This is a genomic window from Enterobacter cloacae, assembly GCF_013375935.1.
Taxonomy (GTDB): Bacteria; Pseudomonadota; Gammaproteobacteria; order Enterobacterales; family Enterobacteriaceae; genus Enterobacter; species Enterobacter pasteurii.
In genome coordinates, this window is sequence record NZ_CP056117.1 from 2,439,281 (window position 1) to 2,459,914 (window position 20,634).

Sequence of the window (20,634 nt, forward strand, 5' to 3'; positions counted from 1 at the left end):
TGCATCCTTTGGCGTCTTATCCTTGTTTACTATGGTAATCCTTTCATTAACCGCCTACGATCATAGCTATTATTAATGGAATAGTTCGAGGTGGTTATGCGCTGGCAAGGGCGTCGTGAAAGTGACAATGTAGAAGACAGACGCAGCAGTGGTGGCGGTGGTCCGTCCATGGGCGGGCCAGGGTTCCGTCTACCCGGCGGCAAGGGCGGTATTATTCTGCTGGTGGTGGTGCTCGTGGCGGGCTACTACGGCGTCGACCTGACCGGCTTAATGACCGGTGAACCGATGCAACAGCAGCAGTATTCTCAGCGCTCCATCAGCCCGAATGAAGATGAGGCCGCGAAATTTACCTCCGTGATCCTCGCGACCACCGAAGATACCTGGGGTCAGCAGTTCGAGAAAATGGGCCGCACCTATCAGCCTCCAAAACTGGTGATGTACCGTGGCGCAACCCGCACCGGCTGCGGCACCGGGCAGTCCGTTATGGGGCCGTTCTACTGCCCGGCGGACAGCACCGTCTATATCGATCTCTCCTTCTATGACGACATGAAAAGCAAGCTGGGCGCCGATGGTGATTTTGCCCAGGGCTACGTGATCGCGCATGAAGTGGGGCACCACGTGCAGAAGCTGCTCGGCATTGAGCCTAAGGTGCGTCAGATGCAGCAAAATGCTTCGCAGGCGGAGGTGAATCATCTCTCCGTGCGCATGGAGCTTCAGGCCGACTGCTTCGCTGGCGTCTGGGGACACAACATGCAGCAGCAGGGCGTGCTGGAGACGGGCGATCTCGAAGAGGCCCTGAATGCCGCACAGGCAATTGGTGACGATCGTTTACAGCAGCAGAGCCAGGGGCGCGTTGTGCCGGACAGCTTCACCCACGGCACCTCCGAGCAGCGCTACAGCTGGTTTAAGCGTGGCTTTGACAGCGGTAACCCGTCGCAGTGTAATACCTTCGGCAAAGCTATGTGATGCCGGGGTTTGAACGGCTGAGCCATCAGCTTGAGCGTACCGGGCACCGCCGGCTGGTGGTGCTCAGTGGCGATGAACAGTGGACGCTGAGCCAGGCCAGTCGCCTTCGCGAAACGTTGCCGGGAGACTGGCCGTGGCTTTCGGAAGCGCCCTCTAAAGCCATCAGCGGGCTGCTGGGGCGCGAGTACCGGCATGCTGTTTTTGATGCGCGCGCCGGCTTTGACGTCTCGGCCTTTGCCGCCCTCAGCGGAACCCTGCGCGCCGGCAGCCTTCTGGTGCTGCTGGTGCCGCCGCTCTCCGACTGGGCCGACCGGCCCGACAGCGATTCCGTTCGCTGGAGCGACAGCGCCGAGCCGATTCCCACCCCGCGCTTCGTTCACCATTTTTGCCGGACGCTGGCCGCCGATTCGGATGCCATCGTCTGGCAACAGCATTGTCCCCTGTCTCTTCCCGCTGCGCCGGATTTACCCGCCTGGCAGCCCGCCTGCGGTGAGCCGCAGCGCGAGCAGGCTGCGATCCTCGACGCGCTTCTGGCCATGCCTGCGGGCGTGGCTGCCGTTACGGCCCCGCGCGGGCGCGGAAAGTCAGCGTTGGCAGGCATGCTGCTCAACGGCATTCGCGGCAATGCGGTAGTGACCGCACCGGCAAAAGGGGCTACGGACGTCATCGCCCGTTTCGCAGGCGAGCATTTTCACTTTATGGCCCCGGATGCGCTGCTGGCCTCCGCGACGCAGGCCGACTGGCTGATTGTCGATGAGGCGGCCGCTATTCCCGGCCCGCTGCTGGACAAGCTGGCGTCGCGTTTTCCACGCGTGCTGTTGACCACTACGGTTCAGGGTTATGAAGGCACAGGCAGGGGATTCCTGCTTAAATTCTGCGCCCGGTTCAGCGGGCTGCGGCGGTATACCCTATCAACCCCGGTGCGCTGGGCGGCCGGTTGTCCCCTTGAGCGAATCGTGGCGAATACGCTGCTGTTTGACGATGCGCTTATCGACCGCAGGCCGGAAGGTGAGGTGCGTTTAACGTCGCTGGCGCCCGGGGTGTGGGAGAGCGATCCGACCCGCGCGGCGGGCGTGTATGAACTGCTGTGCGCCGCGCACTACCGGACCTCTCCGCTTGATTTACGCCGCATGATGGACGCGCCCGGCCAGCACTTTGCGGTTGCCCAGGCCGGCGCGGACATCGCGGGCGCGCTCTGGCTGGTGGAGGAAGGGGGGCTACGTCCCGAACTTAGCCGGGCGGTGTGGGCGGGCTTTCGCCGTCCGCGCGGAAACCTTGTGGCGCAGTCGCTGGCGGCGCACGGCGGATCGCCTCTCGCGGCGACGCTGAAGGGCCGACGCGTCAGCCGCATTGCGGTTCATCCCCATCGCCAGCGGGAAGGCATCGGCCAGCGGCTCATTCGCAGCGCCAGCGGTGAAGACTATCTCTCGGTTAGCTTTGGATATACCGACGAGCTGTGGCGCTTCTGGCAGCAGTGCGGTTTCGTGCTGGTGCGGATGGGCAGCCATCGGGAGGCCAGCAGCGGCTGCTACACGGCGATGGCGCTGCTGCCGCTAAGCGAGGCCGGGGAGCGGCTTTGCGAACGGGAACACCGGCGTTTATGCCGCGATATGCGCGTCCTGTCGGCCTGGAATGGTGAAAAGATCCCGGTGGCTGACGCCTGGGAAGCTACCCTTAACGGTGACGACTGGCTGGAGCTGGCGGGGTTTGCCTTTGCTCACCGGGCGTTTGCCACCTCGGTTGCCGCACTGACGCGATTATTGTCAGCCGTGGATGCGCCGCTCCCGGCGCTGCGTGGAAAAATGGAGGGGAGCACGCACGACGTCGGGCGCAAGGCGCTGCTGGCGAAGCTGCGCGAAGAAACTGCACGCGCGCTTGAAGAACTAGACTCTTCCCGCTGCCAGCAGCTGAAAGCCGACATATTGCAATGGCAATTTTTTCAATGACTTCTTCAGTAAAGCGGCATGGTCATTACCCCGCAGAGGCGTAAAATCCTGCTCATCAATTAAGGAGACCGCCATGACACACGATCATTTTGTTGTACAAAGCCCGGATAAGCCGGCTAAACAGTTACTGCTCCTGTTTCATGGCGTTGGCGATAATGCCGTAAATATGGGACAGATTGGCAGCTGGTTTGCCCCCGTTTTCCCACAGGCGCTGATCGTCAGCATCGCGGGCGTGGAGCCATGCGGCCCTGACGGGCGGCAGTGGTTTTCCGTTGAGGGCGTGACGGAGGAGAATCGTCAGGCGCGCATCGATGCCGTCATGCCTGCGTTTATCGACACCGTGCGCTACTGGCAGCAGCAGAGTGGCGTAGGGGCCGACGCGACGGCGCTGATTGGCTTCTCGCAGGGGTCAATCATGTCACTTGAGAGCGTTAAAGCGCAGCCCGGGCTGGCGTCCCGCGTGATTGCCTTTAACGGTCGTTTTGCGACGCTACCGCAAAGCGCGACGACGCAGACCACGATCCATCTGATCCACGGTGGTGAAGACCGGGTGATTGAGCTCTCTCATGCGGTTGCCGCGCAGGATACGCTGATCCGCGAAGGCGGGGATGTGACGCTGGATATCGTGGACGATCTGGGGCACGCCATTGACGATCGCAGCATGCAGTTTGCGCTCGATCGTTTACGCTATACCGTACCGAAGCACTACTTTGATGAAGCGCTCAGCGGCGGTAAGCCAAATGACGATGATATTGTAGAGTTTATGTGAGTTGCCCCTCACCCTAACCCTCTCCCCAAAGGGGAGAGGGAACAGAACACCCCTCGCCCCTCTGGGGAGAGGGGCCGGGGGTGAGGGGTGAGCACAATTACTTCTTCTGGTCCTTCTTCGGCCAGTCGTCCTCATCGTCCCACTTGTCGTTAAAATCACGATGCGGCGGCAGATCCGGCTTGTTGGCAAGAAACTTTTTATGGTCAACGCGCTTGAGATCTTTAATCACGTTAAGCAGCACGCCTACCAGAAACACCAACACCAGAATCCACCAGTACTTTGAAAGCCAGTCCATTCGCTAATCCTCTAAAAGCACCCGTCAGGCGACGAGCTGCTCCATAATACGTTGATACATGCGGGCCAGCAGTTGTAAATCCGCTGCGTTCACGCACTCGTTGATTTTGTGAATCGTTGCGTTAACCGGACCCAGTTCGACAACCTGTGCACCCATCCGGGCGATAAAGCGTCCGTCAGACGTGCCGCCCGTTGTCAGCAGCTGTGGCTTAATTTCATTATAGTGCGCAATGGCGTTCACCACCGCATCCACCAGCTTACCGCGCTGCGTCAGGAATGGCTGCCCGGAAAGCCACCAGTCGATGGTATAGCGCAGCTGATATTTCTCCAGCAGCGCAACCACGCGCGCTTTAATCATCTCGTCGGTCAGTTCGGTGCTGAAGCGGAAGTTAAACTGGACGAAGAGATCGCCGGGAATGACGTTGTTGCTGCCGGTGCCGGCCTTGACGTTGGCAATCTGCATGCTGGTTGGCGGGAAGAACTCGTTGCCTTTGTCCCACTCAATGCCTACCAGCTCGTTCAGCATCGGCGCCGCGCGATGAACCGGGTTATCCGCCAGGTGCGGATAGGCAACGTGGCCCTGCACGCCATGGACGGTCAGGTTGCAGGTTAGCGAACCACGACGGCCATTTTTCACTACGTCGCCCACCACTTCGGTGCTGGACGGTTCACCTACCAGGCAGTAATCCAGACGCTCGTTGCGGGCCATCAGCGCCTCAACGACCTTCACGGTGCCGTTGTGGGCGCTGGCTTCTTCATCAGAGGTGATCAAAAACGCAAGACGGTTTTTATGATTAGGATGCTGGGCCACAAAGCGCTCTGCCGCTACGACCATCGCGGCCAGTGAACCTTTCATGTCAGCCGCGCCGCGTCCAAACAGCATGCCATCGCGGATGGTTGGCTCAAACGGCGGGTTTATCCAGCGGTCCGCGTCACCTGCGGGAACCACGTCGGTATGTCCGGCAAACGCCAGCGTCTCCCCCTGACCGCGCCATGCCCAGAAGTTTTGCGTATCGCCAAAATCCATATGCTCAACGGTAAACCCGATGGCACGCAGGCGCTCAATCATTAATGCCTGACAACCCGCGTCGTCCGGGCTCAGGGAAGGGCGGCGAATAAGCTGCTGAGTCAGCTCAATGACCGGGCATGACATAGACTACACCTCAACGAAAAAATCTGAATAAAGGGTTTCACTGAAACCCAGCAGCATAGGCTGACCTGGCTTGCAGAGCAATGGGCGTTTGATAATTGCTGGCATTTCAAGCATCAGTCGCGCAGCGCTGTCGGCGTCGCCGATCGTGGCCCGCAGGGATTCATCCAGCTTTCGCCAGGTGGTGCCACGGGTGTTCAGCAGCGCTTCCCACCCCAGCTCCTGAATGGCGGAATGCAGAAACGCCGGGTCGAGCCCGTCGGCACGGTAATCATGGAAGCGATAATCAATGTTATGGGCTTCCAGCCAGCGGCGGGCTTTTTTAATCGTGTCACAATTCTTAATGCCGTACATCACAACCATGGTGAATCCTTTTGTTGTTTTGGGGGGGGTAAATGTTCAATATTTTCGAAGATATATCCTCAAGGGGAATATAACACATTCGGATTTTTTCCTGATTTACAATTCTCCTTAATTCAACGAACAGCTGTAAGCTGAATAGTCTTTCATCTTTTAAGCATAGTTGTCCACCGTGTTTAAATTGCCAGTAAACTCAACGTGAAAAATAAAAGGCTTCCTCTCGTCTGACTATTTCAAAATATTGCTGTAGGTCACATAAAATTTACCCGGCAGCGCTCATAGTGAGGCTAAACCCAACAGCATAGCGGGGCTCAATCACAGCAATCGGATAAAGTGGCTTCACAATGATGATACGTTTTCGTAGAGTGCGCATAATAATAAGAGAGGTTGTTATGATTGAACGTGAAATGGGGAACTGGAAAGACTTTATCGAAGGCATGCTTCGTAAATAATTTCCGGTAAGTAATGCAAGAGCACTTATTTAACTAAAATAACCATAGTGTGAAAGAATCACACAATAAAAAGGCGGCCCTCAAAGCCGCCTTTTTTATTTCAGCCGGTTATTCCGGCTTCTCCTTCAGCGGAAAACGGCGACGTACCAGCACAAAGAACAGCGGTACGAAGTAGATGGCCAGCACCGTCGCTGAAATCATTCCTCCCATCACGCCCGTTCCCACCGCATGCTGGCTGCTGGAACCCGCGCCCGAGCTGGTTGCCATCGGCAGGACGCCAAACACAAACGCCAGAGAGGTCATCAGGATCGGGCGCAGGCGCTGGCGACAGGCGTACAGCGTGGCGGCCGTCAGCTCTTGTCCTTTGGCATTCATCTCGTTGGCAAATTCGACGATCAGAATGGCGTTTTTTGCCGACAATCCGATAACGGTGAGCAGCCCGACCTGGAAATAGACGTCATTTTCCAGGCCGCGCATCCAGGTTGCCAGCAGCGCGCCGATAACCCCGAGCGGCACCACCAGCATCACCGAGAACGGCACTGACCAGCTCTCATACAGCGCCGCCAGACAGAGGAACACCACCAGCAGGGAAAGCGCATACAGGGCTGGCGCCTGAGCGCCTGAGAGCCGTTCCTGGTAGGACATCGCCGTCCACTCCAGGCCAAAGCCCGTGGGCAGCTGCTGAACCAGTTTCTCCATAATATCCATTGCGGTACCGGTACTAACGCCCGGTGCGGCCTCGCCGACAATCTCCAGCGCCGAATAGCCATTATAGCGCTCCAGGCGCGGCGAGCCGGTCTCCCAGCGTGAGGTCGCGAAGGCCGAGAACGGCACCATGCCGCCGGTTTTATTTCGCACGTACCAGCGGTTGATATCGTCCGGCAGCATGCGGTATTTGGCGGCAGACTGGACGTAGACCTTCTTCACGCGGCCACGATCCATAAAATCATTCACGTAGCTTGAGCCCCATGCCGTTTGCAGGGTGTCGTTGATGTCGTCGATGGAGACGCCCAGCGCCTGCGCTTTACGCTGGTCAATATCCACCTGCAGCTGAGGGCTGTCATCAAGGCCGTTATGACGAACGCGGGTGAGCTGCGGATCTTTCCCGGCCAGCTCCAGCAGCTTGTCGCGTGCAGCCATTAACGCGTCGTGCCCGGCACCCGCGTGATCCTGAAGCTCCATATCGAACCCGGCTGAACTGCCCAGCCCGCTGATGGCCGGCGGGCTGCTGGCGAACACGCGCGCTTCTTTAATTTTGCTGAACGCTTTGGTCGCGCGCTCAATGATGGCAAATGAGGAGCCGGTATCGCTGTCGCGCTGGTCCCAGTCCTTCAGGCGCACAAACATGCGCGCCACGTTCTGCCCGTTACCGCCCGGGCCAGAGCCGACGGTGGCGAAGACCGAAACGACGTTATCCTTCTCCTGCGTATGGAAGTAGTTCTCGACCTGCTGCACCACTTTCAGGGTCTGCTGCTGGGTCGAGCCGCTCGGCAGCTGTACGGAGGTGATAAACATGCCGCGATCTTCCAGCGGCAGGAAGGATGTCGGCAGGCGCAGGAATAAAAAGACCATGCCGCCGAGCAGCAGAACGTAGACAGCCATCCAGCGCACGCTGCGGTGCAGCACCTTGCCCACGCCCGCCTCATAACGCGCCGCATTGCGGTTGAACATGCGGTTAAACCAGCCGAAAAAGCCTTTCTGCCCGTGGTGCTCGCCCTTGTGCAGCGGCTTAAGCAGCGTCGCGCACAGGGCAGGGGTGAGGATCATCGCCACCAGCACCGAGAGCACCATCGCCGAAACGATGGTGATGGAGAACTGACGATAAATCGCGCCCGTGGTGCCGCCAAAAAAGGCCATCGGGATAAATACCGCCGAGAGCACCATGGCGATCCCCACCAGCGCGCCCTGTATTTGCCCCATCGACTTGCGCGTTGCCTCGCGCGGGGAAAGCCCTTCCTCGCTCATGATGCGCTCAACGTTTTCCACCACCACGATGGCATCATCCACCAGCAGGCCGATTGCCAGCACCATGGCGAACATGGTCAGGGTGTTGATGCTGTAGCCAAAGGCATACAGCACCGCAAAGGTTCCCAGCAGCACCACCGGCACGGCAATGGTAGGAATAAGGGTGGCGCGGAAGTTTTGCAGGAACAGGTACATCACGAGGAATACCAGCGCGATGGCTTCGAGCAGGGTTTTTACCACATCCTCGATGGAGGCCTTAACGAACGAGGTGGTTTCGTAGGCGACTTTGTACTCCAGGCCGTGCGGGAAATAGTGCGAGAGTTCATCCAGCCGGTCTAACACCAGCTGCGCGGTGGCCATTTCGTTGGCGCCGGAGGCCAGCTTCACCCCTAGCCCGGACGCGGCCTTGCCGTTAAAGCGGCTCAGGTAATCATATTTTTCCGCACCCATCTCCACGGTAGCGACATCACCCAGCCGCACTTCCGATCCGTCCTGATTTACCCGCAGGGTGATATTACGGAACTGTTCTGGCGTCTGGAGCAGCGACTGAGAGTTAATGGTGGCATTGAGCGCCTGGTTATCCACGGACGGCGTACCGCCCAGCTGACCCACGGCGATCTGCGCGTTCTGCGACTCAATCGCGTCGGTGACGTCTTTAGCGGTCATCTGCACGCTGTTCAGCTTGTTCGGATCCAGCCAGATGCGCATGGAGTACTGCGAGCCGTAGGCGTCAATATCGCCCACGCCGTTGATACGGCTGAGCGGATCCTGAATATTGCTGGCAACGTAGTCGGCGATGTCCTGCTTATCCATCGAGCCGTCGGTTGAGACAAACGCGATGGTCAGAATGTTGGTGTCGCCGGTTTTACGAACGGTAACCCCCTGATTCTGCACCGCCTGGGGCAGCTTACGCAGGGCCGACTGCAGCTGGTTTTGCACCTGCTGCACCGCCTCATCCGGATCCGTGCCCGCCGTAAAGCTCAGGGTTACCGTTGCCTGGCCCGTGGCGCTGCTCTGGGAGGACATATACATCAGGTTATCGAGGCCGGTCATGTTCTGCTCGATAACCTGCGTAACGGTATTTTCCAGCGTCTGTGCCGAGGCGCCAGGGTAGTTAGCGGTGATGCGCACGTTAGGCGGGGCGAGGTCAGGGTATTGCTCAACCGGGAGTGATGTAATCGCCAGGACACCCGTCAGACACAGCAGGATTGCAAGCACCCAGGCAAAAATGGGGCGATCGATGAAAAAATTCGCCATGAAAAAATGACCTCGTTATGCAGCACGTCGTTATTGTCTATTGCCCGCATCACTTTAGCGGCAAGGCACAGGTCAAACGTGGAGAAATAAAGGAGATAATGTAAATTATCATGCGCTTTTCCCAGCGCGCCCGCGTTATGATCATTTTTCAGTCTGTGCCGCCGGCGTCCTGAACGTCACGCTGACCTGCGTACCGCCCTGCGGCGGCTGGGAGAAGCGTAACGTCCCGCCGAGCCGCTCTGCGCGTTCGCGCATGATGTTCAGCCCGTAGTGGCCCGGCGGTTCACTTGCGTCGCCGATACCAATACCGTTATCGCAGACCGTGACCGTGTGGGTGCCATCCGCCGCGGTAATGCAGCTGACGACGATCTCGCTCGCCCCGGCATGTTTAATCGCATTCAGCACCGCCTCGCGCACGATCTGCAGAAGGTGAACCTGCTTTTGCGCGTCCAGCGCCAGCGATGAGAGGCGGCAGTCGAGCACCAGCTTCGCGCTGGTCTGGCCCTGCAGTCCGTCGAGAGACTCCTGAAGGGCAGCGGGAAGATTGGCGTGATTCAGCGTCAGGCGGAAGGTGGTAAGCAGCTCGCGAAGCTGATGCCAGGCGTTATTCAGCTCGCGGGAGAAGTCCGTAATAATGCTCTGCGCCGGGGCGTTATCGCCCGGCACGGCGTGCTTCAGCAGCGTAAGCTGAATGCGCAAATAAGAGAGCACCTGCGCCAGCGAATCATGCAGCTCGCGGGCAATGGTGGCGCGCTCCTCCATCAGCAGCAGCTGTTGATAGTGCTTTTGCGCCTGGTTGAAATAGAGCCCGCGGCCGAGCATCGTCGCCACGCTTTCCATCAGCGGCAGGGGAACATGCCCCGTCGCGCTCTGCCAGCGCAGTTCGCCGTAGAGGGTGTCCTGCATTAACACCGGTAAATTGTGCATCTCCGCGCCGGGCGTTTCCTGCCCTTCGCACAGCTGCCAGTCATCGCTGGTGCGCAGCTGCAGGTAATTCATTCGGGTGTATTCATGCACAATCTGCAGCATATGCCGGAAGCAGTGGCTGTCTATCTGCCCGGTATTCAGCGCCTGCGAGCATTTAAACAGCATGTCGAGCTGCTGGTGCGCTTCATTCAGGTGGCGGGTTTTTTCGGCAACGGAGGCTTCAAGGGAGCGATACAGGGTGTGCAGCTCCGCCGACATATGGTTGAAGGCGCGGGAAAGCTGGCCCAGCTCGTTGGGGAGCGCGGTGTCCGGCGCGGGCGTGTCGAACTGCCCCTGCTCGATACGCTCGCTCGCCGCCACCAGGTTGTTCAGCGGCAGCACGACCTGACGCCGGATCCGCCGCAGGGTGACTACCGCCAGCAGCAAAATGGCCAGCCCGCCCGTCAGCGAGACTAAAACCACCAGCTGAATTTTATGTTCGGTGTAGTGCTGTAGCGCCAGCACGAAGGCGTCGATGCGGCCAACGAAGTCCTCAATGTGGGTCTGATACCACCCGGCATCGCCGCTGGCGATGCGTTTATCCATCTCCTGCCAGGCAAGGTGAAGCTGCCCGTAACGCTGCTTGACGTCCTCCGGCACATACCAGCGGGTTAACTTCTGCAACGCGGGGGCGCCCAGCGTTTGCTGCCAGACCGCGCGGTGCTCTGCCAGCGACGGGCTGGCGCGCTGCAGTTCGTAGCCCAGGCGATAGCTCTGCATGCGCAGCGATCCGGCGATGTTAATCGCCTCGGCGTCGCGCTGGCTGCTGGCGAGCGTAACCAGCGCAATGGCGCTGATGAGGACGGACAGCACAATCATCAAAAAGAAAGCCCGGGCCAGGCTTCCCGAAACGGGGCGTTTAACGGTCACAAATCAGCTTCCTGAATAAAATTGATCTGCCACAGGTTCACTGGAAATAGTTCGGCTTCCTGGGCATTTGAACATTGCGTCGCCATGCCGCTGTGGGTAAATACGGTAACAATAGAAAGAATAAGGTTATTGAACCAAAAACAGGTGTTGTTATGAATCGTTTTATTATCGCCAGCGGTGAGCAGTGCATCGGTTGCCGCGCCTGCGAAGTCGCCTGCGTGATGGCGCACAATGGTGAACAGCACGTGCTGAGCGAGCGTCATTTTCATCCCCGCATTACGGTCCTGACGTCTGGCTCCCGAAAAAGCCCCGTCACCTGCCACCACTGTGAAAACGCACCCTGCGCGCAAAGCTGCCCGAACGGGGCCATCGCTAAACAGGGCGACAGCGTACAGGTCAATCAACAAAAATGCATTGGCTGTAAGGCCTGCGTGGTGGCCTGCCCCTTCGGCACCATGGAGATAATAGTTACCCCGCTGGATAACGGCAGCGTGAAGGCCTCGGCGCACAAGTGCGACCTCTGTCAGGGAAGGCCACAGGGCCCGGCCTGCGTTGAAAACTGCCCCGCTAACGTGCTCACGCTCGCCACTCCCGCCGTGCTGGATAACCTGGCGAAGCAGCGCCGCCAGCGCAGCGCAGGGCTTGAAGCGCAGCCGTGGCACAGCGAGGCGGTACAGGCGGTACGTCCGCAAAGCAAACTGCAGCAGATGCAACACACCCCGGCGCGCGGTGAGCCGGATAAGCTCAGCCCCGAAGCGCGCGCCTGCCATTTTAACGAGATCTACCAGCCGTTTCGGCCGGAACAGGCGCAGCGCGAAGCGTCCCGGTGCCTGAAATGCGGCGAGCACAGCATCTGCGAATGGACCTGCCCGCTGCATAACCACATCCCGCAGTGGATCGAACGGATTGGGGCGGGTGATATCGCCGGGGCGGCCGAGCTTTCTCACCAGACCAACTGTTTACCGGAAATTACCGGCCGCGTCTGCCCGCAGGATCGATTATGTGAAGGCGCCTGCACCCTGCGTGACGCGTCTGGTGCCGTAACCATCGGTAATATCGAACGGTATATCTCGGATCGGGCGCTGGCGATGGGCTGGACGCCGGACCTCAGCAACGTCGTGCCGGTCGATAAGCGTGTCGCCATCATCGGCGCCGGTCCGGCAGGGCTGGCCTGCGCCGACGCGCTGGTGCGCAGCGGCGTGAGCGTGACGGTTTACGATCGTCATCCGGAAATCGGCGGGCTGCTGACCTTTGGCATTCCTTCCTTCAAGCTGGATAAATCGCTGCTGGCGCGGCGCAGGGAGATCTTCAGCGCGATGGGCATCCGCTTCGAGCTGAACTGCGAGGTGGGTAAAGACGTGTCGATGGACCGGCTGCGGAGCGACTACGACGCCATTTTTATCGGCGTTGGAACCTATCGCTCCATGAAAGCGGGTATTCCCAATGAGGACGCGCCGGGGGTCTATGACGCGCTGCCGTTTTTAGTGGCAAACACGCGGAACGTCATGGGGCTTGAGCCCTCCGCGGACGAGCCGTTTATCGACACGCGGGGGTTGAACGTGGTGGTGCTCGGCGGGGGCGATACGGCGATGGACTGCGTGCGCACCGCGCTGCGCCACGGTGCGGCAAAAGTGACCTGCGCCTACCGGCGGGACGAGGCCAACATGCCGGGCTCAAAAAAAGAGGTCAAAAACGCGAAAGAAGAGGGCGCGGCGTTTGAGTTTAACGTCCAGCCGGTTGAGCTAACGCTGGATGAGGACGGGAAGGTCAACGGCGTCAGGATGCTGCGCACCGTGCTGGGCGAGCCGGATGCGCAGGGGCGTCGGCGCCCTGTCCCGGTGGCGGGCAGCGAGTTTGTGATGCCTGCTGATGCGGCGATCATGGCGTTTGGGTTTAATCCGCACGCCATGCCGTGGCTGCAGGCGCAGGGGGTCGACACCGACGACTGGGGCCGCATCAGGGCCTCCGTGGAGAGCCGCTATCGCTACCAGACCTCGAATCCGCAGATTTTTGCCGGCGGGGATGCGGTACGCGGTGCGGATCTGGTGGTCACCGCCATGGCGGAAGGGTGCCATGCCGCGCAGGGGATCGTGGAGTGGCTCGGCGTGCAGCCGCGCAGGATGCATTAACGCTCGCGGGCGACAAAGCGGGCTTCACGGCGTAATATAAGCAGACTCATTTTGCCGTGGAGCCCGTATGTCCCTGAACATCACCGTTATTAAAGACAAAATCCTTTCCGAAAATTACTTTGTCCTGCGTAACATCACTTACGATTTAACCCGTAAGAACGGAGACGTCATTCGCCACAGGCGCGAGGTCTACGATCGGGGCAATGGCGCAACCATTCTGCTGTATAACCGTGAAAAGCAAAGCGTGGTGCTGATCCGCCAGTTTCGGGTGGCGACATGGGTCAATGGCAATGCGGACGGTCGCCTGATCGAAACCTGCGCGGGTCTGCTTGACGACGATGAGCCGGAAGTGTGCATCCGCAAAGAGGCTATCGAGGAGACGGGGTTTGAGGTGGGCGCGGTGCAAAAGGTCTTCGAGCTTTTCATGTCCCCTGGCGGGGTAACCGAGCTGGTTCACTTCTTCATTGCGGAATACACCGACGCCCAGCGCATTCACCGGGGCGGCGGCGTGGAGGACGAAGATATCGAAGTGCTGGAACTGCCCTTCAGTCAGGCCGTCGCGATGATGAAAAGCGGCGAGATCCGCGACGGTAAGGCGGTGATCCTGTTGCAGTACCTGCAAACCAGCGGGCTGATGAACGTCGCGCAGGCGTCGTGAGAAGTTGTATTTCAGATAAATCTATCCGATAAATCCGATTGAGCCAGCCCGCCCGGGGCACGAAGATACGCCCCAGATTGACCTTTTCGCTTCCGGGGCTGTGCCATTCATGCGCTACTGCGTTTTACTTCTCTTCGTTTTTTGTGGGCTACCCGCGCCGCTGGCGTGGGCTGCGCCCGCGCAGCAGTCCTTCTCGGACTGGCAGGTTACCTGCAACAACCAGAATTTTTGCGTAGCGCGGAATACCGGCGAGCATCGCGGCCTGGTCATGACCCTGAGCCGCAGCGCCGGAGCAAAAACGGACGCCAGCCTGCGCATCGATCTCGGCGGGCTTTCGGCCCCTCCGGTGAAAGAGCCAGACGTCGCCCCGCGCCTGCTGCTCGACAATGCCCCGCTAAAACTCAATTCGCAGCGCTGGCTGCTAACCCCCTGGCACCTTAAAACTGACGATACGGGCACCATCACCACGTTTCTGAAAACCATTCAGGAAGGGCAGGCGATAACCCTGCGCGGGGGGAAGCAGACGATCTCTCTGGTCGGGCTGAAGGCGGCGCTGCTGTTTATCGACGCCCAGCAGAAGCGCGTCGGCAGCGAAACGGCATGGATCAGGAAAGGGGATAGCCCGCCGCTGAGCGTGCCGCCCGCGCCGCCTTTAAAAAAGGTGGCCGTGGTGAACCCGACGCCAACGCCGCTGACGCATAGCGAACTGAACGATCTGCTGGATTACGGTGCCTGGCGGATGAACCGCAGCCAGTGCTCCCTCGATCCGAACCGGCGCGAAGTGCGCGTCACCGCGCTAACCGATGATAAAGCGCTGATGATCATCAGCTGCGAAGCGGGGGCGTACAATACCGTCGACCTGGCGTGGCTGGTGTCGCGTAAAAAACCGTTTTCGGCCAGAAGCGTCAGGCTGCGTCTGCCGTTTACCCCGTCCAGCCAGACCAGTGACATGGAGCTGATGAATGCCAGCTTCGATGAAAAAACGCGCGAGCTGACGACGCTGGCGCTGGGGCGAGGGATTGGCGACTGCGGGATCCAGACCCGCTGGCGCTTTAACGGCCAGCGCTTCCGCCTGGTGCGCTATGCCGAAGAGCCAAGCTGCGATAACTGGAATGGGCCAGACGCCTGGCCCACGCTGTGGATCACGCGGTAGTGCCCGGCAAGCGTAGCACCACCGGGCACGCAGAGCGCACTACATCACGCTCAAGGCCTTCTCTACCACGTTCTCAACGGTAAAGCCGAAGTACGGGAACAGCTTGTCGGCAGGGGCGGATTCACCGTAGCCCCGCATACCGACAATCGCCCCCTTCAGCCCGACGTATTTGTACCAGTAGTCGGCGATGCCCGCCTCGACAGCCACGCGTGCCGCGACGTTGGAAGGGAGCACCGATTCCCGGTACGCCTCATCCTGCGCGTCGAAGATATCCGTGGAAGGCAGGGATACCACCCGCACCGCGTGTCCTTCGGCGGTCAGCTTCTCCGCCGCTTTCACCGTGATTTCCACCTCGGAGCCGGTGGCAATCAGGATCACGTCCGGCTTGCCGCCGCTGTCCTTGAGGATGTAGCCGCCGCGGGCGATATTTTTCACCTGCTCCGGCGTGCGCTCGATCTGCGCCAGGTTCTGGCGCGACAGGATCAGCGCCGTTGGCCCGTTATGGCGCTCAACGGCCAGCTTCCAGCCCACCGCCGCTTCAACCTGATCGCACGGGCGCCAGGTGCTGAAGTTCGGCGTTAAGCGCAGGCTAGCCAGCTGTTCCACTGCCTGGTGGGTAGGGCCATCTTCCCCCAGCCCGATGGAGTCGTGGGTGTACACCATGATCTGCCTTGCCTTCATCAGCGCCGCCATACGTGCCGCGTTACGGGCATATTCGACAAACATCAGGAAGGTGGCGGTGTACGGCACGAAGCCACCGTGATGGGCGATGCCGTTGGCAATCGCGGTCATTCCGAACTCGCGCACGCCGTAGTGGATGTAGTTCCCGGCGATATCTTCCTTCAGCGATTTCGAGCCGGACCAGATGGTCAGGTTGCTTGGCGCCAGATCCGCCGAGCCGCCGAGCAGCTCAGGCAGGATCGGGCCAATGGCGTTCAGGGTGTTTTGCGAGGCCTTACGGGTGGCGATTTTCGCCGGACTGGACTGCAGGTTTTCAATCAGCGCCTGGGTTTTCTCTTCCCAGTCCTCCGGCAGGCCGCCGCTCATGCGGCGGGTAAACTCGGCCGCCAGCTCAGGATACGCTTTTTTGTAGGCGGCAAACTTTTCGTTCCAGGACTGCTGCGCTTTTTCACCGGCTTCGCGGGCATCCCAGGCCCTGTAGATCTCTTTTGGGATCTCAAATGCCGGGTGTTTCCAGCCCAGCTTCTGACGAGTCAGCGCCACTTCCTCTTCACCCAGCGCCGCGCCGTGCGCCTCTTCCTTGCCCGCTTTGTTCGGCGAGCCGAAGCCGATGGTGGTGCGGCAGATAATCAGGGACGGTTTGTCCGTCACGCTCTGCGCTTCCTGAATCGCTTTTTTCACCGCTTCCGGGTCGTGGCCGTCGATCTCATGCACCACGTGCCAGTGGTAGGCCTCAAAGCGCTTCGCCGTGTCGTCGGTAAACCAGCCCTCGGTTTCGCCGTCAATGGAGATGCCGTTGTGGTCGTAGAAGCCAATCAGCTTGCCCAGCCCCAGCGTGCCCGCGAGAGAGCAGACCTCGTGGGAGATCCCCTCCATCAGACAGCCGTCGCCCATAAAGACATACGTGTAGTGATCGACAATGTCGTGGTCCGGCTGGTTAAACTGCGCGGCCAGCGTGCGTTCGGCAATCGCCAGCCCGACGGCATTCGCCAGCCCCTGGCCCTGCGGCCCGGTGGTGGTTTCTACGCCCGGCGTATAGCCGATCTCCGGGTGGCCTGGCGTTTTGGAGTGCAGCTGGCGGAAGTTTTTTAGCTCCTCAAGCGGCAGATCGTAGCCGGACAGGTGCAGCAGGCTGTAGAGCAGCATCGAGGCGTGGCCGTTGGAGAGAATAAAACGGTCGCGGTCGTACCAGGTAGGATCGGTTGGGTTGTGCTTCAGGAAATCGTTCCACAGCACTTCGGCGATATCGGCCATACCCATGGGGGCGCCAGGGTGGCCGGAATTGGCTTTTTGTACGGCATCCATGCTCAGGGCGCGAATGGCGTTGGCGAGCTCTTTACGGGACATAGTTCACTCCGTGGCAAGGTTAAAGTTTGGCAGCAAGAAGATCTTCAAGTTTGCGCTGGTCGACGGCGAACTGGCGGATGCCGTCCGCCAGTTTTTCCACGGCCATCGGGTCCTGATTGTGCTCCCAGCGGAATTCCGCTTCGGTCATGGCTTTCGGTTTCGGCAGTACGGTAGAGGTCGGCACCAGCTTGCGGATCACCGTCTCTTCGCTCTCCTGAAGCTTTTTCAGCAGATCCGGGGAGATGGTCAGGCGGTCGCAGCCCGCGAGCGCCAGGATCTGCTCGGTGCGGCGGAAGCTGGCCCCCATGACGATGGTCTCGTAGCGGTGCTGCTTGTAATAATCGTAAATATTACGTACCGACTTCACGCCAGGGTCTTCCTCCACCACGTACGGATCCATCGGCTGTTTCGCCTGATACCAGTCGTAAATACGCCCGACGAAGGGGGAGATCAGGAACACGCCCGCTTCGGCACAGGCGCGCGCCTGCGCAAAGGAGAACAGCAGCGTCAGGTTGCAGTGGGTCCCCTCTTTTTCCAGCACTTCCGCCGCGCGGATGCCTTCCCAGGTGGAGGCGAGCTTAATCAGAATGCGCGATTTGTCGATCCCCTGCTCCTGGTAAAGCTCCACTATGCGGCGGGCTTTGTTAATGCTTTTTTCCCGATCGAACGACAGGCGGGCGTCCACCTCGGTGGAGACGCGCCCCGGTATGCTTTTCAGAATTTCCGCACCGATGTTAACCGCCAGCTTGTCGCTGGCTTCGGCGACCTGCTGCTCCTGGGTCTTCCCGCGCTGTTTGCCGTAGGCAAGGGCGTCGTCAATCAGGTGGCTAAAGTGCGCCAGCCCGGCCGCCTTGAGCAGCAGAGAAGGGTTGGTGGTCGCGTCTTCCGGCTGGTAGTGACGAATCGACTCAATGTCGCCGCTGTCCGCAACCACGGTGGTAAATTGTTTGATGCCGTCTAGCTGGTTCATAATTACTCCTTGGAAATAAAAGAGTTAGTCGAGTGCGTTAGTTCACACTTCTGAGAAAATCATGATGGACTTAACAAAAAAGCATAGCAGACGGGGGAGGCATTGCTCCCTGAGACGGGTAACATGGTTGCTATAAGTTGATAACAATTTTTATTCTGCAATGGTGAGAGTTTGGCAGCCTTCAAAGTTTGCGGGCCTGCCTGCGGCGATACTATGCGGCACACCAGGGTGTGCATAGGAACGTCAACATCACCCTTTTTGACCGAAACGTGAAAGGAATAACAAGATGGACGATCAGTTAAAACAAAGTGCTCTCGATTTTCACGAGTTTCCTGTTCCGGGTAAAATCCAGGTTTCCCCCACCAAGCCGCTGGCAACCCAGCGCGACCTGGCGCTGGCCTACTCGCCGGGCGTGGCGGCCCCGTGCCTTGAAATCGAAAAAGATCCGCTGGCGGCCTACAAATACACCGCGCGCGGCAACCTGGTTGCGGTGATATCTAACGGCACGGCGGTGCTCGGGCTGGGGAACATCGGCGCGCTGGCCGGTAAGCCGGTAATGGAAGGCAAGGGCGTTCTGTTTAAGAAATTCGCCGGTATCGACGTGTTCGATATCGAGGTGGACGAACTGGATCCCGATAAATTCATCAACGTGGTGGCGGCGCTGGAGCCGACCTTCGGCGGCATCAACCTGGAAGACATCAAAGCGCCGGAATGTTTCTATATCGAGCAGAAGCTGCGCGAGCGTATGAACATTCCCGTGTTCCATGACGACCAGCACGGCACCGCAATTATCAGCACCGCCGCCATTCTGAACGGCCTGCGCGTGGTGGAGAAAAATCTTTCCGACGTGCGCATGGTGGTGTCCGGCGCGGGGGCAGCGGCGATTGCCTGTATGAACCTGCTGGTGGCGCTGGGAATGCAGAAGCACAACATCGTGGTCTGCGACTCCAAGGGCGTGATCTACAAAGACCGCGAGCCGAACATGGCGGAAACCAAAGCGGCCTACGCGGTGGAAGATGACGGCAAGCGCACGCTCGAGGATGTGATTGACGGTGCGGATATCTTCCTGGGCTGCTCTGGTCCGAAGGTGCTGACCCAGGAGATGGTGCAGAAGATGGCGCGCGCGCCAATGATCCTGGCGCTGGCGAACCCCGAGCCTGAAATTTTGCCGCCGCTGGCGAAAGCGGTGCGTGAGGACGCCATCATCTGTACCGGCCGTTCTGACTACCCGAACCAGGTCAACAACGTGCTCTGCTTCCCGTTCATCTTCCGCGGCGCGCTGGACGTCGGCGCAACGGCAATCAACGAGGAGATGAAGCTCGCCGCCGTTCACGCCATCGCGGAGCTGGCGCACGCCGAGCAGAGCGAAGTGGTGGCCTCCGCCTACGGCGACCAGGATCTGAGCTTCGGCCCGGACTACATCATTCCAAAACCGTTTGACCCGCGTCTGATCGTGAAGATCGCGCCTGCGGTGGCTAAAGCGGCGATGGATTCCGGCGTGGCGACGCGCCCGATTGAAGACTTCGATGCCTATGTCGATAAGCTCACCGAGTTTGTCTACAAAACCAACCTGTTTATGAAGCCGATCTTCTCCCAGGCACGTGCCGACGCGAAGCGCGTGGTGCTGGCGGAAGGGGAAGAGGCGCGCGTGCTCCATGCCACGCAGGAGCTGATCACCTTAGGGCTGGCGAAACCGATCCTGATCGGTCGCCCGAGCGTGATCGAGATGCGCATTCAGAAGCTGGGCCTGCAAATTAAGCCGGGCGTGGATTTTGAGATCGTTAATAACGAATCCGATCCGCGCTTCAAGGAGTACTGGAACGAATACTATGCGATCATGAAGCGTCGCGGCATCACCCAGGAGCAGGCGCAGCGTGCGGTGATCAGCAACACCACGGTGATCGGCGCGATTATGGTTCATCGCGGTGAGGCGGATGCGCTGATCTGCGGCACCATCGGTGAGTACCACGAACACTTCAGCGTGGTGCAGGAGATCTTCGGCTACCGCGAGGGCGTCCATACGGCCGGGGCGATGAACGCGCTGCTGCTGCCGAGCGGTAACACCTTTATCGCCGATACCTACGTCAACGACGATCCTACTCCGGACGAGCTGGCGGAAATCACCGTGATGGCGGCAGAAACCGTGCGTCGCTTCGGGATTGAGCCGAAAGTGGCGCTGCTGTCGCACTCTAACTTTGGGTCATCTAAGTCCGCGGCGGCCTGCAAAATGCGCCAGACGCTGGAGCTGGTGCGCGAGCGCGCGCCGGAGCTGATGATCGACGGCGAGATGCACGGCGACGCCGCGCTGGTGGAGAGTATTCGTAATGAACGCATGCCTGACAGCCCGCTGAAAGGCTCGGCGAACGTACTGATTATGCCGAACGTGGAGGCGGCGCGTATCAGCTATAACCTGCTGCGCGTCTCAAGCTCTGAAGGGGTGACCGTTGGACCTGTGCTGATGGGCGTGTCGAAGCCCGTCCATGTATTAACGCCGATTGCATCCGTGCGCCGCATCGTGAACATGGTGGCGCTGGCGGTGGTTGAGGCGCAGACGCAGCCGCTGTGATTTATTGACCTCGCCCCTCACCCTAACCCTCTCCCCTATGGGGAGAGGGGATTTATACTCCCTCTCCCTTTGGGTGTACGGTCCGGGGACATAGTGAACACTTGTTCGGGGACATGGTAGACACTTACAACTAAG

15 protein-coding genes are annotated in these 20,634 nt (G+C 59.6%); 8 read left to right on the top strand and 7 right to left on the bottom strand.

The genetic code is table 11. The features are described 5' to 3' along the window. Nucleotides 1-96: 96 nt before the first annotated feature. The 3 genes from ypfJ to ypfH all read left to right on the top strand — a co-directional run bounded on the left by ypfJ (nucleotide 97) and on the right by ypfH (nucleotide 3,681). Nucleotides 97-966: a KPN_02809 family neutral zinc metallopeptidase gene (gene ypfJ, locus HWQ14_RS11490; RefSeq protein WP_176609784.1), complete on the top strand. Its 870-nt coding sequence runs from the start codon at nucleotides 97-99 to the stop codon at nucleotides 964-966. Then, entirely contained in the window at nucleotides 966-2,912 is a 1,947-nt protein-coding gene (locus HWQ14_RS11495) for a tRNA(Met) cytidine acetyltransferase TmcA (RefSeq protein ID WP_176609785.1), read from the top strand. The genes ypfJ and HWQ14_RS11495 overlap by 1 nt, the downstream gene beginning before the upstream one ends. Before the next feature lie 73 nt (nucleotides 2,913-2,985). Continuing rightward, complete coding sequence (gene ypfH / locus HWQ14_RS11500; protein WP_176609786.1) at nucleotides 2,986-3,681, top strand: esterase; 696 nt, start codon at nucleotides 2,986-2,988, stop codon at nucleotides 3,679-3,681. Nucleotides 3,682-3,778: 97 nt separating this feature from the next. Here ypfH and HWQ14_RS11505 read toward each other — a convergent pair whose 3' ends face one another. From HWQ14_RS11505 to HWQ14_RS11515, 3 genes are read right to left on the bottom strand one after another with little or no spacing between them, the layout of a single operon-like run. After that, complete coding sequence (locus HWQ14_RS11505) at nucleotides 3,779-3,976, bottom strand: YpfN family protein (protein WP_000383991.1); 198 nt, start codon at nucleotides 3,974-3,976, stop codon at nucleotides 3,779-3,781. A 24-nt stretch (nucleotides 3,977-4,000) separates the two neighbouring features. Beyond that, the gene (gene dapE / locus HWQ14_RS11510; protein WP_148420714.1) at nucleotides 4,001-5,128 is read right to left on the bottom strand and encodes a succinyl-diaminopimelate desuccinylase; all 1,128 of its coding nucleotides are present in this window, start codon (nucleotides 5,126-5,128) and stop codon (nucleotides 4,001-4,003) included. Nucleotides 5,129-5,131: 3 nt separating this feature from the next. Next, nucleotides 5,132-5,488, bottom strand: coding sequence for an ArsC family reductase (locus HWQ14_RS11515; protein WP_176609787.1), 357 nt, complete (start codon nucleotides 5,486-5,488; stop codon nucleotides 5,132-5,134). 389 nt (nucleotides 5,489-5,877) lie between these two features. Between HWQ14_RS11515 and ypfM the strand changes: the two genes are divergently transcribed. After that, nucleotides 5,878-5,937, top strand: coding sequence for a protein YpfM (gene ypfM / locus HWQ14_RS11520; RefSeq protein WP_102751470.1), 60 nt, complete (start codon nucleotides 5,878-5,880; stop codon nucleotides 5,935-5,937). A 108-nt stretch (nucleotides 5,938-6,045) separates the two neighbouring features. Here the strand turns inward: ypfM and acrD are convergent, their stop codons facing one another. Both acrD and narQ read right to left on the bottom strand, forming a co-directional pair. After that, complete coding sequence (acrD, locus tag HWQ14_RS11525; RefSeq protein ID WP_176609788.1) at nucleotides 6,046-9,159, bottom strand: multidrug efflux RND transporter permease AcrD; 3,114 nt, start codon at nucleotides 9,157-9,159, stop codon at nucleotides 6,046-6,048. A 141-nt stretch (nucleotides 9,160-9,300) separates the two neighbouring features. Then, complete coding sequence (gene narQ, locus HWQ14_RS11530; RefSeq protein ID WP_176609789.1) at nucleotides 9,301-10,995, bottom strand: nitrate/nitrite two-component system sensor histidine kinase NarQ; 1,695 nt, start codon at nucleotides 10,993-10,995, stop codon at nucleotides 9,301-9,303. Between the two features lie 152 nt (nucleotides 10,996-11,147). Here narQ and aegA point away from each other — a divergent pair, with 152 nt between their 5' ends. The 3 genes from aegA to HWQ14_RS11545 all read left to right on the top strand — a co-directional run bounded on the left by aegA (nucleotide 11,148) and on the right by HWQ14_RS11545 (nucleotide 14,935). Beyond that, nucleotides 11,148-13,124, top strand: coding sequence for a formate-dependent uric acid utilization protein AegA (gene aegA / locus HWQ14_RS11535; RefSeq protein ID WP_176609790.1), 1,977 nt, complete (start codon nucleotides 11,148-11,150; stop codon nucleotides 13,122-13,124). Between the two features lie 67 nt (nucleotides 13,125-13,191). Continuing rightward, the gene (gene nudK / locus HWQ14_RS11540; RefSeq protein ID WP_176609791.1) at nucleotides 13,192-13,782 is read left to right on the top strand and encodes a GDP-mannose pyrophosphatase NudK; all 591 of its coding nucleotides are present in this window, start codon (nucleotides 13,192-13,194) and stop codon (nucleotides 13,780-13,782) included. Nucleotides 13,783-13,891: 109 nt separating this feature from the next. Further along, a complete protein-coding gene (locus HWQ14_RS11545; protein ID WP_176609792.1) occupies nucleotides 13,892-14,935 on the top strand; it encodes a DUF1176 domain-containing protein in 1,044 nt (347 codons plus the stop codon). A gap of 39 nt (nucleotides 14,936-14,974) precedes the next feature. Here HWQ14_RS11545 and tkt read toward each other — a convergent pair whose 3' ends face one another. After that, nucleotides 14,975-16,963 (bottom strand): transketolase, encoded by a 1,989-nt coding sequence (gene tkt, locus HWQ14_RS11550; protein WP_176609793.1) that lies wholly within the window; start codon nucleotides 16,961-16,963, stop codon nucleotides 14,975-14,977. A gap of 19 nt (nucleotides 16,964-16,982) precedes the next feature. After that, nucleotides 16,983-17,933, bottom strand: coding sequence for a transaldolase (tal, locus tag HWQ14_RS11555; protein ID WP_176609794.1), 951 nt, complete (start codon nucleotides 17,931-17,933; stop codon nucleotides 16,983-16,985). A gap of 286 nt (nucleotides 17,934-18,219) precedes the next feature. On the opposite strand from tal, the gene maeB reads away from it, so the two are divergent. Further along, entirely contained in the window at nucleotides 18,220-20,499 is a 2,280-nt protein-coding gene (gene maeB, locus HWQ14_RS11560) for an NADP-dependent oxaloacetate-decarboxylating malate dehydrogenase (RefSeq protein ID WP_176609795.1), read from the top strand. Nucleotides 20,500-20,634: the final 135 nt, after the last annotated feature.

Coding starts and splice junctions, on each gene's coding strand:
- ypfJ (WP_176609784.1), top strand. CDS start 97: ATGCGCTGGCAAGGGCGTCGTGAAAGTGACAATGTAGAAGACAGACGC.
- HWQ14_RS11495 (WP_176609785.1), top strand. CDS start 966: ATGCCGGGGTTTGAACGGCTGAGCCATCAGCTTGAGCGTACCGGGCAC.
- ypfH (WP_176609786.1), top strand. CDS start 2,986: ATGACACACGATCATTTTGTTGTACAAAGCCCGGATAAGCCGGCTAAA.
- HWQ14_RS11505 (WP_000383991.1), bottom strand. CDS start 3,976: ATGGACTGGCTTTCAAAGTACTGGTGGATTCTGGTGTTGGTGTTTCTG.
- dapE (WP_148420714.1), bottom strand. CDS start 5,128: ATGTCATGCCCGGTCATTGAGCTGACTCAGCAGCTTATTCGCCGCCCT.
- HWQ14_RS11515 (WP_176609787.1), bottom strand. CDS start 5,488: ATGGTTGTGATGTACGGCATTAAGAATTGTGACACGATTAAAAAAGCC.
- acrD (WP_176609788.1), bottom strand. CDS start 9,159: ATGGCGAATTTTTTCATCGATCGCCCCATTTTTGCCTGGGTGCTTGCA.
- aegA (WP_176609790.1), top strand. CDS start 11,148: ATGAATCGTTTTATTATCGCCAGCGGTGAGCAGTGCATCGGTTGCCGC.
- nudK (WP_176609791.1), top strand. CDS start 13,192: ATGTCCCTGAACATCACCGTTATTAAAGACAAAATCCTTTCCGAAAAT.
- HWQ14_RS11545 (WP_176609792.1), top strand. CDS start 13,892: ATGCGCTACTGCGTTTTACTTCTCTTCGTTTTTTGTGGGCTACCCGCG.
- tkt (WP_176609793.1), bottom strand. CDS start 16,963: ATGTCCCGTAAAGAGCTCGCCAACGCCATTCGCGCCCTGAGCATGGAT.
- tal (WP_176609794.1), bottom strand. CDS start 17,933: ATGAACCAGCTAGACGGCATCAAACAATTTACCACCGTGGTTGCGGAC.
- maeB (WP_176609795.1), top strand. CDS start 18,220: ATGGACGATCAGTTAAAACAAAGTGCTCTCGATTTTCACGAGTTTCCT.